This window comes from Neobacillus niacini (assembly GCF_030817695.1).
GTDB lineage: Bacteria > Bacillota > Bacilli > Bacillales > Cytobacillaceae > Neobacillus > Neobacillus niacini_F.
The window spans coordinates 1446742-1462562 of sequence record NZ_JAUSZQ010000002.1 but is presented as its reverse complement, the minus strand read 5'-3'; the positions used below and the strand labels follow the sequence as shown (position 1 = coordinate 1462562).

13 protein-coding genes and 1 riboswitch are annotated in these 15821 nt (G+C 39.1%); of the genes, 8 read left to right on the top strand and 5 right to left on the bottom strand.

Features of this window, described 5'->3' with window-relative positions:
- The first annotated feature begins 14 nt into the window (after positions 1-14).
- The 8 genes from QFZ28_RS07480 to QFZ28_RS07445 all read left to right on the top strand — a co-directional run bounded on the left by QFZ28_RS07480 (position 15) and on the right by QFZ28_RS07445 (position 11249).
- Positions 15-719: a DUF421 domain-containing protein gene (locus QFZ28_RS07480; protein WP_307194067.1), complete on the top strand. Its 705-nt coding sequence runs from the start codon at positions 15-17 to the stop codon at positions 717-719.
- A gap of 71 nt (positions 720-790) precedes the next feature.
- Positions 791-906: riboswitch (SAM riboswitch) on the top strand.
- Between the two features lie 267 nt (positions 907-1173).
- Positions 1174-2289, top strand: coding sequence for a methionine biosynthesis PLP-dependent protein (locus QFZ28_RS07475; protein WP_307194066.1), 1116 nt, complete (start codon positions 1174-1176; stop codon positions 2287-2289).
- Positions 2289-3476 (top strand): cystathionine beta-lyase, encoded by a 1188-nt coding sequence (gene metC / locus QFZ28_RS07470; RefSeq protein ID WP_307194065.1) that lies wholly within the window; start codon positions 2289-2291, stop codon positions 3474-3476. The genes QFZ28_RS07475 and metC overlap by 1 nt, the downstream gene beginning before the upstream one ends.
- A 2-nt stretch (positions 3477-3478) precedes the next feature.
- Complete coding sequence (locus QFZ28_RS07465; protein WP_307194064.1) at positions 3479-5341, top strand: bifunctional homocysteine S-methyltransferase/methylenetetrahydrofolate reductase; 1863 nt, start codon at positions 3479-3481, stop codon at positions 5339-5341.
- A complete protein-coding gene (metH, locus tag QFZ28_RS07460; protein WP_307194063.1) occupies positions 5319-8768 on the top strand; it encodes a methionine synthase in 3450 nt (1149 codons plus the stop codon). The genes QFZ28_RS07465 and metH overlap by 23 nt, the downstream gene beginning before the upstream one ends.
- A 167-nt stretch (positions 8769-8935) precedes the next feature.
- Positions 8936-9349: a MarR family winged helix-turn-helix transcriptional regulator gene (locus QFZ28_RS07455; RefSeq protein WP_307194062.1), complete on the top strand. Its 414-nt coding sequence runs from the start codon at positions 8936-8938 to the stop codon at positions 9347-9349.
- Positions 9350-9362: 13 nt separating this feature from the next.
- Complete coding sequence (locus QFZ28_RS07450) at positions 9363-10565, top strand: MFS transporter (protein WP_307194061.1); 1203 nt, start codon at positions 9363-9365, stop codon at positions 10563-10565.
- 120 nt (positions 10566-10685) lie between these two features.
- Positions 10686-11249, top strand: a complete 564-nt coding sequence (locus tag QFZ28_RS07445; RefSeq protein ID WP_307194060.1) for an FAD-dependent oxidoreductase — start codon at positions 10686-10688, stop codon at positions 11247-11249.
- 41 nt (positions 11250-11290) lie between these two features.
- On the opposite strand, the gene QFZ28_RS07440 is transcribed toward QFZ28_RS07445, so the two are convergent.
- From QFZ28_RS07440 to QFZ28_RS07420, 5 genes are all read right to left on the bottom strand, one after another.
- Entirely contained in the window at positions 11291-11701 is a 411-nt protein-coding gene (locus QFZ28_RS07440; RefSeq protein WP_283861974.1) for a cytosolic protein, read from the bottom strand.
- Between the two features lie 103 nt (positions 11702-11804).
- Entirely contained in the window at positions 11805-11960 is a 156-nt protein-coding gene (locus QFZ28_RS07435; RefSeq protein WP_307194059.1) for a hypothetical protein, read from the bottom strand.
- 11 nt (positions 11961-11971) lie between these two features.
- Positions 11972-13195: a helix-turn-helix domain-containing protein gene (locus QFZ28_RS07430; protein WP_307194058.1), complete on the bottom strand. Its 1224-nt coding sequence runs from the start codon at positions 13193-13195 to the stop codon at positions 11972-11974.
- Between the two features lie 149 nt (positions 13196-13344).
- Entirely contained in the window at positions 13345-14610 is a 1266-nt protein-coding gene (locus QFZ28_RS07425; protein WP_307194057.1) for a S8 family serine peptidase, read from the bottom strand.
- A gap of 161 nt (positions 14611-14771) precedes the next feature.
- Positions 14772-15710 carry a magnesium transporter CorA family protein gene (locus QFZ28_RS07420; RefSeq protein ID WP_307194056.1) on the bottom strand — a complete coding sequence of 313 codons (939 nt, stop codon included), beginning with the start codon at positions 15708-15710 and terminating at the stop codon, positions 14772-14774.
- Between the last annotated feature and the right edge of the window lie 111 nt (positions 15711-15821).

Below are 15821 nucleotides of genomic sequence, written 5' to 3'. Positions count from 1 at the left end.
AGGAAGTGTCTTCGATGAATTTCTTCCATAGTCAGGAATCCTTAACTACATTCGAATGGATTCTACGTGCTATTGTTGCCTATTTCTTTTTGATTATAGTGGCAAAAGCAATGGGACAGCGTTCCATTGCTCAGCTCAGATTGATTGATTTTGCTATGGCTCTAATAATCGGGAACATTATTGCCCATCCACTGTCAGATGAACACCTTGGATTAAAGGGTTCTCTGACGACTACAGTGGTTTTGGTGCTATTGTATATTGGCAGTGTTTATACAATATTAAAATTTCCACGGATAAGAAAGCTAATTACTCCTGCACCCATTACACTTGTTCAAGACGGAGAAATTATCATTAAAGGGTTAAATAAAGCAAGAATATCTATCGATATTTTATTAGAAGAATTACGGGAAGAAAAAGTAGAAGATGTTAAGAAAGTTGCATTAGCCTTGTGGGAGGCTGATGGGAAATTATCCGTTTTTTTGGATCCAAAATACGAAGCTATTACCCCATCTACATATAATTTAACTACTGAGCCATTTGATTTTCCTAAAACAATCATTAAAGAAGGAAGAATTAATTTCGAAGTATTAACACAACTCAATAAGAAAGAGGATTGGCTTGTTACCACGCTTAAAAATCAGTATCAAACAGTTATTACAAATGTATTACTCGCTACTATTGATCGAAAAGATAAATTAAAAGTTTTCTTATATAAATAGCTTTCCGTAAAATAGTAATTGACACTTCTGCTTTAGTGTAGTAAATTTTATAAATAATCTAAATACTTGTTTTCTTATCAAGAGAGGCAGAGGGAATGGCCCTATGAAGTCTCAGCAACCTCCAATGGAATTTACATTGAAAAGGTGCTAAGTCCATCAAGTTACTTGTTAACTTGTGAGATAAGGAGAATGACCTATGCGTACCAAGCATCCAAAAGTCTTCTTCTTATAGAAGACTTTTTTTGTTTTATTAGATTGTATCGTTAATCTTGTTGTTAAAATCCTAAAGCCGATTTTAACGCGGAACAAACTATTTTGTGCTCGAAATTAAGTTTGCAAGCTCTTTTCTACAATGGAAGTTCTTTTGGACAATTTATAGCTCATTCAAGGGTATTTAATCCCCAAAAGTACATTGTTTAAGAAAAGAGCTTTATATAAAAGGAGGATACAGGCAATGGTTTATAAAATTGATACGAAGTTAGCTCAAATTGGAAATAGAAGCGATACGGTGACAGGCACCGTTAATCCTCCTGTTTATTTTTCAACAGCTTACCGTCACGAGGGAATCGGGCAATCAACAGGGTATGATTACACAAGAACAGGTAATCCTACCCGCCAGCTTCTTGAGAAGGCGATTGCCGACCTAGAAGGTGCTGATCAAGGATTCGCCTGTAGCTCAGGTATGGCGGCGATTTTTACGATTCTTTCTCTTTTTGAGTCTGGGGACGAATGGATTGTGAGTGAGGATTTGTACGGAGGAACGTATCGTTTACTAGAAAAAGGATTTAAAAAATGGGGCTTGAATACCCAATATGTGAATACTTGTAGCCCGGAAGAGATTGAAAGAAGGATTACCCCTCAAACCAAGGCGATTTTTCTTGAGACTCCAACCAATCCACTTATGCAGCAGTCAGATATAGCAGCTGTGTCAAAAATTGCGAAAAGGCACGGAATTATTCTAATTGTTGATAATACGTTCTATACACCGCTTCTTCAACAGCCAATCCTATTGGGTGCGGATATTGTCATTCATAGTGCGACGAAATACTTAGGCGGCCATAATGATGTCCTAGCGGGACTAGTTGTTGCAAAAGGAAAGGAAATTTGCGAGGCGCTCGCTTTTCATCATAACGGGGCTGGCGGAGTCCTAAGTCCTTTTGATTCCTGGCTGGTAATGCGCGGAATGAAAACTTTATCACTAAGAATGCAACGACATGAAAGCAATGCGAAGGCAATTGTTGAATATCTTTCTAACCATGACGGTATAACAGATGTGCTGTATCCAGGAAAAGGAGGAATGGTTTCCTTCCGCTTACAAGATGAAGCTTGCGTGAATCCATTCCTTCAAAGCCTTTCTCTCATTTCATTTGCTGAAAGCCTTGGCGGAACAGAAAGCTTTATTACCTACCCAGCAACACAAACCCACGCTGACATTCCAGAAGAGATTCGAATTCAGTCAGGTGTTTGTAATCGACTATTAAGATTTTCAGTAGGGCTTGAAGATCCAACAGACATTATTGAAGATCTGCAACAAGCATTAGCAAAATTAAAAGAAGGAGTGATTGGATAATGAGTTCAGAAAATTACAGTTTTGAAACCAAGCTCCTTCATAATCAGCATAAAGTCGATCCGGCTACGGGAGCAGTTAGCGTGCCAATTCAACATGCTTCTACCTTCCATCAATTTGATATAGAAAGTTACGGAAAATACGATTACGCTAGAAGTGGAAACCCTACGAGAGAAGCGTTAGAGGATGTTATCGCGGAATTAGAGGGTGGAACGAGAGGCTTTGCTTTTTCATCAGGTATGGCTGCTATTTCAACAGCCTTCCTCCTTCTTTCATCCGGTGATCATATCGTCATTACCGATGATGTGTATGGTGGTACCTATCGAATGGTCACTCAGGTACTGACCCGCTTCGGAATTGAACATACCTTTGTTGATATGACAGACCTTGATCAAGTAAAAACGGCAATTACGCCTAACACCAAAGCTTTTTATGTTGAAACACCGTCTAATCCTCTATTAAAGGTGACGGATATCAAAGCAATAACAACTTTGGCGAAAGAGATTAACGCAATCACTTATGTAGATAATACTTTTTTAACCCCTGAATACCAAAGACCTTTAGAACTTGGAGCAGATGTTGTTCTTCATAGTGCCACTAAGTTTTTATCAGGACATAGCGATGTCGTTGCAGGTCTTGCGGTTGTAAAGGATGAAGAATTAGGTAAAAGACTGTATTCCTTACAAAATTCCTTTGGCGCTGTACTCGGGCCACAGGATGCATGGCTCGTGCTTAGAGGAATAAAAACGCTGCATGTCAGACTCGAACAGTCACAAAAATCAGCGATTAAAATAGCAGAATTTTTAGCGGATCATCCGTTAATCGAAGAGGTTTATTACCCTGGACTGAAAAATCATCCACAGCACGAGCTCCAAAAAAGTCAGGCTGCTGGACCAGGTGCAGTTTTGTCGTTTGAATTCGAGGATGAACAAGCACTTCAAGTTTTTCTTTCCAATGTAAAAATCCCTGTTTTTGCCGTTAGTCTTGGTGCGGTCGAATCCATTCTGTCCTATCCGGCAAAAATGTCACATGCAGCTATGTCCCAAAAAGAAAGGGAAAAACGAGGAATTAAAAACAGCCTCATCCGCTTGTCCGTGGGCTTAGAGAACCCAGACGATCTCATTAATGACTTCTCTCAGGCTTTACACCTGGTGAAAGAAAAACTATTGGTCTTGCAGCAAGGAGAATAATCATGACTTTCTTAGAAAAATTAAAAAGCCAAATTTTAATAGGTGACGGTGCCATGGGCACCCTTCTTTATTCATTCGGCAAAGATAGCTGCTTGGAAGAGTTGAACCTTTCTCATCCGGAAAAAGTTCAAGAGATTCATAAAGCCTATATTACAGCGGGTGCGGATGTTATTCAAACCAACACCTATGCAGCGAATTATCTAAAACTGCAAAGATATGGTCTTGAGGACTCCGTTAAAGCAATCAATAGTGCCGCCGTCCAGAATGCAAAATTAGCAGCCCAAGAAAATACTTTTGTACTGGGAACAATCGGCGGTAACCGCGGGATTAAGCCTAGTACCTTATCAATAGAAGAATTAAAGCGCAGTTTCCGTGAACAGCTGTACTGTTTGTTACTAGAAGGTGTTGACGGCATTTTATTAGAAACCTTTTATGACCTTGAGGAACTAGAAACGGTCCTTACGATTGCTCGAAAGGAAACAAAGCTGCCAATTATTGCCCAGGTTTCCCTTCATGAGCCAGGAATTTTACAAGATCAGACACCGATTAATGATGCCTTTGCCACTCTTGAAAACCTCGGTGCTGATGTTATTGGCTTAAACTGCCGGCTTGGGCCCCATCACATGTTGAAAACACTAGAGCAGATTGAACTGCCTAAACATGCTTATCTTTCGGCCTACCCAAATGCGAGTCTTCCAGCTTATACAGATGGAAAATTCCATTATGAGGGGGATGCAGATTATTTTAAAAAATCGGCCCAAAGCTTCCGTCAGGAGGGAGTTCGTTTGCTTGGCGGCTGCTGTGGAACAACTCCAGCCCATATCCAGGCTTTTGCAGCAGAGCTAAAAAATAGCGTGCCTGTCACCGAAAAAGTGGTTAGATTAGAAACAAAAAAAATCATCATTGAACAGAGTGCTGCTAAAAGGGAACTTCAGCCTCTTGAGGAAATTGTGAAAGAACGGCCGTCAGTTATTGTAGAATTAGATACTCCTAGAAAGCTTGATACAAGTAAATTTTTTGAAGGCGCAAAAGCATTGAAAGAAGCAGGAATTGATGCGATTACGATGGCAGATAACTCGTTAGCTCAGGTGAGGATTTCCAATGAAGCTTTAGGTTATCTTGTTAAACAAGAATTAGGAATGCGCCCGCTGATCCATATTGCCTGCAGAGACCGCAATATTATTGGTTTGCAATCTCATCTAATGGGGCTTCATACACTTGGGATGCATGATGTGCTCGCTATCACCGGTGACCCTGCGCGAGTCGGAGACTTTCCGGGTGCCTCCTCTGTTTACGATGTATCATCATTTGAGTTAATTCAAATGATTAAACAGTTAAATGAAGGTTTGTCATTCTCTGGGAAAGACCTTGGTCAAAAAACTGCTTTTAGTATTGCAGGTGCCTTTAATCCAAATGTCCGTTCAGTAGAAAAAGCCGTTAAACGTCTTGAGAAGAAGATTGAATATGGTGCCGATTATTTCATTTCACAGCCTGTCTTCTCTGAGGAAAAATTAATCGAAGTCTATGAACATACAAAACACCTAAATGCTCCTATTTATATTGGTTTAATGCCTTTAACAGGCAGCAGGAATGCGGAATTCCTTCATAATGAAGTACCAGGGATTAAAATCGCGCAACCGATTCGAGACAGAATGGCAGCGTTGAAGGATCAGCCATTACAGGCTGCACGTGAAGGAATTGAAATAACAAAATCTTTAATTGACACAGCACTGGATTTATTCAATGGAATATATTTAATCACACCATTTTTACGCTACGAACTAACAACAGAATTAGCAATATATGCCAGACAGCGTGCAAGTCAAGTTAGGGGGAACATCTATGTCGAAAGCTCCATTCAGTGAACAACTACAAAAACGAATCCTTGTGATGGATGGTGCGATGGGTACCATGATTCAACAGGAGAATTTAACAGCAGAGGACTTTGGCGGTGAGCAATACGAGGGCTGTAATGAGTATCTGAATGTAACAGCTCCTGAGACAATCGCGAAAATTCATCGTGAATACTTGGAGGCTGGTGCTGATATTATTGAAACCAACTCCTTTGGGGCCACAAGCATTGTTCTTGATGACTACAATCTAGGATTTAGGGCTTATGAATTAAATAAAATTGCTGGTCAAATTGCCAAGAAGGAAGCTGAAAAAATTTCTACAGCTGAGTGGCCGCGATATGTGGCAGGTTCAATGGGACCGACCACCAAGACTTTAAGCGTTACGGGCGGGACAACTTTTGAAGCACTCGCCGCTTCCTATGAAGAACAAGCAATCGGGCTGATTGACGGTGGTGTCGACCTTCTCCTTCTTGAAACAAGTCAGGATATGCTGAATGTAAAAGCTGGTTTTATTGGAATAAAAAATGCTTTTAGTAAAACAGGAAAAGTTCTTCCATTAATTGTATCAGGAACAATTGAACCGATGGGCACAACCCTTGCTGGACAGTCAATTGAATCCTTTTACATTTCTTTAGAGCATATGAGTCCTGTTGCAGTGGGACTAAATTGTGCGACTGGTCCGGAATTTATGCAGGAGCATATTCGATCGCTTTCCAATCTTTCTTCAACCGCGATTATTTGTTATCCAAATGCTGGGCTGCCTGATGAGGAAGGTCATTATCATGAAACACCTGAAACGTTGGCGAAAAAGCTTGCTGATTTTGCAGCCCATGGCTGGTTAAATATTGTCGGCGGCTGCTGTGGAACGACACCAAGTCATATCCGTGCGATTTCAGAAGAAATGAAAAAATATTCACCGCGGGAAGCACAACATTCTGATTTCCATATGGTATCGGGGATTGAACCCTTTGTTTACGATGACCCGACATTGCGTCCAATCATGGTTGGAGAGCGGACAAACGTAATTGGCTCCCGTAAATTCAAACGTCTCATTAACGAAGGTAAGATTGAAGAAGCTGCAGAGATTGCACGGGCTCAGGTTAAAGGCGGCGCGCATGTTATTGATATTTGTCTTGCAGACCCCGATCGTGATGAGCTTAGCGATATGGAGAATTTTATTCCAGAAGTGGTTAAAAAAATCAAGGTTCCGTTAGTTATTGATTCAACTGATGAGAAAGTAATCGAAAAAGCACTCAAATATTCACAAGGAAAGGCGATTATTAACTCGATTAACCTTGAAGATGGTGAAGAAAGATTTGAGGCAGTTGTTCCTCTAATTCATAAGTACGGAGCAGCTGTCGTCGTTGGTACAATTGATGAAAAAGGTATGGGTGTTACAGCTGAAAAGAAATTAGAGATTGCTAAACGATCTCATGACATTTTAGTCAATAAATATGGTTTGAAGCCGCAGGATATTATTTTTGACCCGCTAGTCTTCCCTGTAGGAACTGGTGATGAACAATATATTGGTTCTGCAAAAGCAACCGTAGAAGGTATTAAGTTAATTAAAGAACATCTTCCTAAGACACAAACCATTCTTGGTATCAGTAATGTCTCTTTCGGTCTTCCGCCTGTCGGCAGAGAAATCCTAAACTCAGTCTTTTTATATCACTGTACATTAGCTGGTCTTGATTACGCGATTGTTAACACCGAAAAACTAGAACGTTTCGCTTCTATTTCAAAGGAAGAAGTACAATTAGCTGAGGACCTTCTTTTTAATACAACAGATGAAACATTAGCCACTTTTACTGAATTTTATCGAGGTAAAAAGAAAGAGTCAAAAAGTACAGTGCCTAACATGAGTTTACAAGAACGGCTCTCTTACTATGTGATTGAGGGTACAAAGGAAGGTTTATTGCCTGATTTGGCTATAGCACTTGAAAATTATCCTGCTCCGCTTGATATTATCAATGGACCATTAATGGAAGGCATGAAAGAAGTTGGAAGACTATTTAATGACAATCAGCTTATCGTTGCCGAAGTTCTCCAGAGTGCTGAAGTAATGAAAGCGGCTGTCTCTTATCTAGAACCCTATATGGAAAAAGGAGATGTCTCTTCCTCGAAAGGTAAAGTCATTTTGGCAACCGTAAAAGGAGACGTTCATGATATTGGGAAAAACCTCGTAGACATCATTCTTAGCAATAACGGCTATGATGTCCGAGATTTAGGGATCAAAGTATCACCTAATGAATTGGTTCAAGCGATCCAAAAAGAAAAGCCGGACATTGTTGGATTATCAGGCTTGCTGGTAAAGTCAGCACAGCAAATGGTGATAACAGCACAAGATATGAAAGAAGCGGGAATTTCAACACCTATCCTTGTAGGTGGAGCAGCTCTTTCTAGAAAGTTTACTGATACAAAAATTGCTAAGGAATATGAAGGACTTGTTCTTTATGCAAAGGATGCTATGACAGGATTATCATTAGCGAATCAGCTTCAATCTCCGGAGGAGCTTGAAAAACTGATTGCTGAAAAAAATGAAAAGCTTGCTGCTTTAGAAGTGCCGCGGGAGCTGCCAAGTCGTTCAGCGGTATCTACAGCAGTAAAAACTAGGCCATCCGTTTCAACCGAAGTTCCGGTTTTCACTCCGATGGATACCAAGAAACATATTTTAAAATCCTACTCCTTATCCCATATTGAGCCTTATATTAATATGCAAATGTTAATTGGCCATCATCTCGGTGTAAAAGGAAAAATAGCAAATCTGATTGCTGCAAAGGATGAAAAAGCAATAAAGGTGAAAGAAGTTGTAGATGGACTATTAGCCGACGCTAAGAGAGAAAATTGGATTTTACCAGCTGCGGTCTATCAGTTCTTCCCTGCACAGTCCGACGGAAATAAAATCTACATTTACGATCCAGAAAATCCTGCTAGGATTATTGAGACGTTTGATTTCCCTCGTCAAGAATCTGAACCGCATTTATGCTTGGCTGATTTTATTAAATCCGTTGACAGTGGAGAGAAAGATTACGTTGGTTTCTTTACAGTAACAGCTGGCAGAGGGATTCGTGAACAAGCTGATAAGTTAAAGGCAGAAGGCCGTTTTCTTGAGAGCCATGCCTTGCAAGCTTTAGCACTCGAAACTGCTGAAGGTTTTGCAGAATTAATCCATCGCCAAATGCGCGATCGCTGGGGATTCCCAGATCCGCTAACGTTTACGATGCAGGATCGTTTTACTGCTAAGTATCAAGGGCAACGTTTCTCTTTTGGTTATCCAGCTTGTCCAGATTTAGAGGATCAGAAGAAACTATTTGCGTTGATCCATCCTGAGGAAATTGGGATTGAATTAACAGAAGGCTGTATGATGGAGCCAGAAGCTTCCGTATCAGCCATGGTATTTGCCCATCCTGAGGCAAGATACTTTAATGTTTTAAGATAAATAAAGTCCGCGGAATTTTCCGCGGATTTTTTTTGTTTAATTTTTTCAACTGCTTCTGTAGTGAGCATTCCTTGACTTTTTCCTCTCAAACCTTTATAGTTACCTAGGTAAACATTTTGATTACCCAGGTAACTAACGTAACTATATTAATTCTGGAGTGAACTTATTTGACCAACCACGCATTGTTTCATACTCTACATCAACTTTCCCGCCAATTGACCAATAGACTGAATGAAGCTCTAAAACCATATGGATTATATAGTGCCCAATGGTCTGTCCTCTTTGTTTTACATACCAAAGGTTCACTAACTCAAAAAGAACTCTCTGAGTATCTGTTCGTTGAAGCTCCTCCAATGACTCGTACTATTCAACGGCTTGTTAAACAAGGTTATGTAACACAAATACCAGGCAAGGACAAACGGGAGAAGTATATTCAATTAACGGAGCTAGCAGTGAGTGAATTTCCTAAGTGGGAGCATGCTGTTTCGGAATGTAATCAGACTTTATTAAATCATTTCCCAGAAAGTTCACAACACGAATTATTAAAATTGCAAAGTGTTTGGTTAAAACAACTTTTGTAAAGGAGTGAAAAACATGAGCAAACCTAAATTATGGACGAAGGATTTTATTAATATTTCCTTGAGTAATTTTTTCCTATTTTTAACTTTTTATATTTTACTCGTAACTCTGCCTATATACGCATTACAGGAATTTAACAGCAACGCCTCACAAGCTGGACTCATGACAACTGTTTTTTTACTCTCAGCTATTCTTTCACGACCGCTTGCTGGACAATGGCTAGAACGAGGCAGCAATAAAAAAGTGCTTTTAACCGCACTTATTATTTTCGCTGCGGCTTCCCTATTATACTTCTTCCCCAAAACAGCAACAGGATTCCTAGTTATTCGTTTATTACACGGAGTGGGCTTTGGAATGGCCACTACCGCTGCAGGAGCCATTGTTGCCGACCTCATTCCTAGTTCAAGAAGAGGAGAAGGAATGGGATACTTTGTAATGTCGACAAACATGGCAATGGTTCTAGGGCCATTTATAGGGTTGACAGCCATCCAGCAGTGGGGTGCAAAAACAATGTTCATCCTATCTGTAATTGTGGCCATAGGGGCGCTAATCACCGGCCTCACAGTCAAGTTATCAAAGGCAGAGGAAACTAAAAAGCAGGTAATTGTTCCGGCCTTCTCCTTAAAAAACTTTATTGAACCTTCAGCAGTATCAATTGCTATTGTCGGTGGTTTTTTAGCCATTGTATATTCTGCACTGCTTTCTTTCGTATCTATATACGCAAATGAAATCCATGTTTCAGAAGTCTCAAGTCTTTTCTTTGTTGTGTACGCGATTATTTTATTAATGTCTAGACCATTTACAGGCAAATGGCTGGATCAATATGGTCCCAATGTGATTGTATTCCCTTCTATCATCATGTTTGCGATTGGTATGTTTGTATTGAGCCAAAGTGAAGGCGCGATTACTTTCCTCGTTTCAGCCGGGATGATTGGCTTAGGATGGGGTACTCTTTTTCCAACCTTTCAAACTATTGCCATCCAAAATGCCGCTCCTAGAAAACGTGGTTTAGCTACAGCTACTTTTCTATCAATCTATGATACTGGTATTGCATTAGGTTCATTCTTGATAGGATTAATCGCTGCAAAAATGGACTTTAGTTCCTTGTACTTCCTATGTTCTTTCTATATTCTTATCGGAGCTGTTCTATACTATTTCATGCAAGTGCGAAAACCAGTAATGAAGCGCCAGCAATATTTGAAAGCAAAAGAGCAATAATTGACTAGAACCATCTTTTACTTGATGGTTCTTTTCTACATTCTGAGCAGTGATTTTTACTTTTCTGATTTATTAGGTTACACTTTTTTTGTATATTTATTTCCGAATGGAGGTTTTTACATGTTAGATGTTGTTGTGATTGGTGCTGGACCAGCGGGAGCGAGTGCTGCGTTATTGACTGCTAAAGCAGGAAAGAAAACATTGGTGCTCGATAATGACAAAACAGTTACAAAACGTGCTTGGGTGGAGAACCACTATGGCGTGGTGGAAATCTCTGGACCTGACCTGGTTGAAATTGGCAAGCAGCAGGTAAGTAAATTTGGCGGAGAAATCGTCCAAACTACTGTTACGAATATTAGCAAAGTTGGCGAAGGTTTTAAGGTGGAAACCGAAAATGGTGATTATGAAGCAAAGCATGTAATTGTTGCTACAGGTTTCCTTGTAGACCTAGCTGAAAAAGCAGGTTTAACTACCAAGCCTGGTACGGAGCCAAGAGTAAAAACGATCCTTGATGTAGATGCACAAGGTAAAACAAATGTGGATGGCATTTGGGCAGCTGGTACTGTTGCTGGTGTGAGCGTACATACCATTGTTACAGCAGGTGACGGAGCGAGAGTCGCGATCAATGTGATTAGCGAATTAAACGGTGAGCGCTATGTTGACCACGATGTATTAAAAGCTTAATTTCATTTATAAGAAGGGTGTCCCGATTTGGGACACCCTCTTTACACCTCTAAATCTTTTCCTTCTTCCACAATATGGAACAGGAGATGAGCTAAATGATGTATTGGTCCATAATCTTCTTCCTCTTCGCTTACCTCTTCGTTGAATTCTAAATCGTTTAGATAAAGGGCTGTAAATTCATAAAAATCCTTCAACTGGAAGGAATAGCATGCGACTGGATCCTCACTTCCATCCTCACCAGTTGGATCCTCATATTGAAGAACCATATAGGAAACATCTCCATCTGCATCCTCTGCATCAAAAAAGACAAAAAAGCCAATGTTAGTATCTAAATCAAATAAATGCCTTGTGCCCCCTTCTGTTGCTTTTTCAAAATCCTCCTGGCTTAGCTTTTGAATCTGCATGGAATCCACATTATCTTCTTGATGAAAGCCAACAACAAATGATTTCATAAAATTTTCCTCCTTATTAAGCACATATAAATTACTATCCCCTAATTTTTAAATTTAATAAAAAAAATCCTCTTAGACAAAAAGTCTAAAAGGATTTTTTTATTTATCCAACAGGAGGGTGAATTGGGTCTGCTTGTTGATATTGAATACTTTTGGCCGCAAGTTCATTCGAAGAAGATGGACTGCTAACATCTTTTGCAGCAGGTGATAAAAGTATAAGTAAAGAGAGTGAGAATATTAGTATAATAGACTTTTTCATTTTCTTCCTCCTCATGTAATTTTGGATAGATAATTTACTGCCTCCAAGTACCTTCCATTTTGATTGTGGTGCTCTGAAAGTAGTTTGTAATAACGGATTAAATCGTCCTTATGTTCTTTTGCACTCTCTAAATAAGGAATTACCTTTGTTTCTAAAAATTTCATTGCTTTTTCAGGTGATTCCATATGAATGAGATAAAAGGTAGACAGAAGACTTTGTTTTTTCACGCCAACAATCTCCTTGGATTGAGAACTGATAAGAAGAAAACATTCCCTTGCCTTTTCTATTATATTCAAATTATAATATATTTCGCCCATTGCATATAAAGTTACATAATAATGCTGATTTTTAATAGGCTGTAAAGATAGACTCTTTTCATAATACCTTAAGGCATCCTTCACGTTATTCATTCTATTCTGCAGGTAACCCATATTATGATAGATTTGTGGAAGTATTTTTTCTTCCTTCAGAAGTTCAGCATTCCTTATTAAATGGTTAAAACAGACCTGAGCTTCTTCGTAAATACTGGAACGAGAATAGTTAATACCTAACACCATTAACGTATGAAGAATTCGATAGAAATTATGTTGATTCATAAAAATTTGCAGCGCCTGCCTGCCAAAGTGAATAGCATGGCCGGGTTGATCAAGTGAACTTTTTACAAAAGTCCAGTGGTAAAGAAATTCACCATTTATAAATCCATTGTTGTTTTCAACAAATAATTCATCGAAGATTGCATCTGCTTTTTTATACTGACCCTTTAATATTAAAAATACAGCATTATAATAGCGAAATAAATACTTCTCATGTTGGGAAAAATTTTTCTTTTGTTTATGTAATATGTCTCGTTGTACTTCTGCTTCTGATAATAATCCCTTGAATAGTAGATACCGATATTTATATAATTCGTATGTATACATATATGCAGAGAAAGGGACAACATGTTCAATTTGTTTTAACTTTTGATAAATCTCTTCAATTTCTTCTCGTAAATAAAAGTTAATTTTTTCTCCAAAGTCTCTTAATAAGGTTTTAATTAATTCTTCTTTTTCCTCCATTTCATCAAAGCTGACTTCCAGCCTTGCTAGCAATAAGGAAATAGTCTCTTCATTTGCGTCTTTTGAGTTGTTTTCAATTTTACTTAAATGAGGGATAGAGCAAATTCCAGCAGCAAGTTCCTTTTGTGTTATTCCTTTTTGGGTCCTGTAATATTTGATTAATGGTCCAAATTCCATCGAAAAAACCACCCTCTAGAAGCTCTTCCTTTTCCTATCATTTTATAACATCTAATCCACCTCTTCCATCTATTTGTTCAGACAATTTTTAAAATTGTAAAGTAGAGAAAAGAGCCATCTGTTCGCAATAAACAGATGGCTTTTGTCTATTATTTTACTCTGGGAAAACCGAATCCAGAAGCATAATCATCACCAGTTGCCGCCCCAGTACCGCCTTTAATATCGAATAGTTTTGCACGGTCTTGAAGCTCTTTTCGAAGTTGCGTGTGAGACATTGAAGGACTTTCAGCCCAAATTTTAGCAGCTAATCCTGATACATGTGGTGTAGCCATTGACGTTCCACTAATTGTATTATAGGAACCATCATTCCATGTGGACTCAATTGCCCTGCCAGGGGCAGAGACCTCTATATCACGTTCTTGAATGATATAGTCACCATCTGTATTTGGATTTCCTCGTGAAGAGAAATCAGCGACACGATATGTACCGTTCTGCTGAACATCTTCCAAAGCAGCTACTGCTACAGCATTGACTAATGCTCCTGGATAACCAATTGTATTGCTTGTAGGACCATCATTTCCAGCGGCTGCAATTACTAATACTCCTTTACCATAGGCATAATCTACAGCACTAGAAATTAATGAGTCTTTTGATCTTGAGCCTAAAGACATTGAGATAATTACTTTCGAACCAGTTCTAGTTGCCTCATCAGCTGCCATACGAATGGCAGAAGCAATATCATCTGAATAGCCAGAGCCACGGTTATTTAATACTTTATATGCCCAAAGACCCGCTTCCGGCGCTACACCATATATCCCCTGTCCAGTGCTGCCTCCATCCGCTAGGACTGTACCAGCAACATGCGTTCCATGACCATTTCCATCTGAGCAGCTTCCGTCGATAAGCGGTGTTTTAGCTTGTGTAAAATCCTTACATTGCTCGACTGTATTTGTTAAATCGGAGTGACTTGTATTGGCACCTGTATCAAGGACTGCCACCTTTATTCCATTGCCTCCAGAGGTTGTCTGAATAGCAGAATCATTATATATGGCTTGAATTCCCCATGGTGTTTGATCACTCGGACCAGAACTTGTAGAACCACCTGGTCTAGCTGCAGCTTCTATGTTAGGTGTAAGTTGAACTTCCTCTATTTTTTCAATGGTTAGATTTTTGTTTTTTAATAGTGCATGGTATTGCTTGCTGTTAACAGTTGTGGTAAAACCCTCTGATCCAAAGTCCCAGCGTACCCCATAAGTCTTCTTAGCTTGAGCCTTATCAGCGGATGCTCCTTGAATAACAACGCGCATAGACTCTTCCTGACTGTTCGGCTGCTGGCCGAAGGCTGCAGTTGCAAACATGGATACCCCCATTACAAGGCTAAGTACGGACGCTCCTATTACCTTTCTCTTTTTCATCCACATTCTCCCCTATTTTTCAACTCCAGGCCTGTACCTGTTTCTTTATTTTATTCGGAATTTTCCGAAAACAGAAATGAAAAACTACCCAGAAAAGTTGGGAAATTTTTTTGATTCCAGTAAAAAAACCGTCAACGAGTGATGACGGTTTTTTTTGTTGGTTAAAAGTATTTCTTTTTCCAAAAAATTAGTGCTGTTAATGTAGATAAAACACAGGCAACGGTTATGGATATCCAAAAGGCATGTGGACTATTTTGAAAGGGTAAATCAACATTCATGCCGTAAAAACTGAATACGATCGTTGGAAAAGAAAGAATAATCGTGAATGATGTTAAAAATTTCATAACAATATTTACGTTGTTGGAAATAATCGATGCAAAAGCGTCCATCATTCCACTGAGGATTGAGCTGTACGTCTCAGCCATCTCTATCGCCTGGATTTTCTCAATCATTACATCCTCTAATAAATCCTTATCTTCCTCGTACATTTTGATATAACTAAAACGAAGGATTTTATCTAAGACCACTTTGTTCGACTTCAAGGATGTTGTAAAATAGACTAGACTTTTTTCTAATGCTAGAAAGGCATACAATTCTTTATTTTTCATCGATTGGTGAAGTTCTCTTTCAATTTCATTGGTTCTTTTATTAATTTGTTTTAAATAACGAAGATAATAAGATGTTATGATAGCCAGAATTTGAAGAGCAAATCGGTTCTTTTTGAAAGTATAAAACTCTTTTATTTTATTATTCTTAAAAACTTCTAAGATTGGCGTATCCTTTAAAGATACAGTCAAGATACACTCATCTGTTAAAACAATCCCAATTGGGATCGTTTCATAGATAGGAAATCCTGCATCATCGTGCGTAATATAAGGGTAATCGACAATGATATAAACCTGCCCATCTTCACGCTCAATTCTCGGGCGTTCTTCGTCATCAAGGGCGTCTCTAATAAAGTCAACATAGATGTTGGCTTCATCTGCAACCCTGTTAATTTCTTCTTCGGTTGGGGCATACATATTTACCCAGCAGCCTTTTGAAATTTTCTCAACCTGTTCCAGGACTTTTGTTTCGCTGCTTTTAAAAATCTCCAACATGATAAAACCTCCTCACTTACTTTGTTTGAGGAAGCCAAACTACCTTCTTAAGAGCTGATATTCCTGAAGAATCCAATTCAAAGATAACGCTGACTTCCCCTTACTACTAGG

Excerpts from the sequence above, each read along its gene's own strand:
- QFZ28_RS07445 (WP_307194060.1), top strand. The coding sequence starts at position 10,686 with ATGTTAGATGTTGTTGTGATTGGTGCTGGACCAGCGGGAGCGAGTGCT.
- QFZ28_RS07475 (WP_307194066.1), top strand. The coding sequence starts at position 1,174 with ATGGTTTATAAAATTGATACGAAGTTAGCTCAAATTGGAAATAGAAGC.
- QFZ28_RS07450 (WP_307194061.1), top strand. The coding sequence starts at position 9,363 with ATGAGCAAACCTAAATTATGGACGAAGGATTTTATTAATATTTCCTTG.
- QFZ28_RS07440 (WP_283861974.1), bottom strand. The coding sequence starts at position 11,701 with ATGAAATCATTTGTTGTTGGCTTTCATCAAGAAGATAATGTGGATTCC.
- QFZ28_RS07480 (WP_307194067.1), top strand. The coding sequence starts at position 15 with ATGAATTTCTTCCATAGTCAGGAATCCTTAACTACATTCGAATGGATT.
- QFZ28_RS07425 (WP_307194057.1), bottom strand. The coding sequence starts at position 14,610 with ATGAAAAAGAGAAAGGTAATAGGAGCGTCCGTACTTAGCCTTGTAATG.
- QFZ28_RS07465 (WP_307194064.1), top strand. The coding sequence starts at position 3,479 with ATGACTTTCTTAGAAAAATTAAAAAGCCAAATTTTAATAGGTGACGGT.
- QFZ28_RS07430 (WP_307194058.1), bottom strand. The coding sequence starts at position 13,195 with ATGGAATTTGGACCATTAATCAAATATTACAGGACCCAAAAAGGAATA.
- QFZ28_RS07420 (WP_307194056.1), bottom strand. The coding sequence starts at position 15,710 with ATGTTGGAGATTTTTAAAAGCAGCGAAACAAAAGTCCTGGAACAGGTT.
- metC (WP_307194065.1), top strand. The coding sequence starts at position 2,289 with ATGAGTTCAGAAAATTACAGTTTTGAAACCAAGCTCCTTCATAATCAG.
- metH (WP_307194063.1), top strand. The coding sequence starts at position 5,319 with ATGTCGAAAGCTCCATTCAGTGAACAACTACAAAAACGAATCCTTGTG.
- QFZ28_RS07435 (WP_307194059.1), bottom strand. The coding sequence starts at position 11,960 with ATGAAAAAGTCTATTATACTAATATTCTCACTCTCTTTACTTATACTT.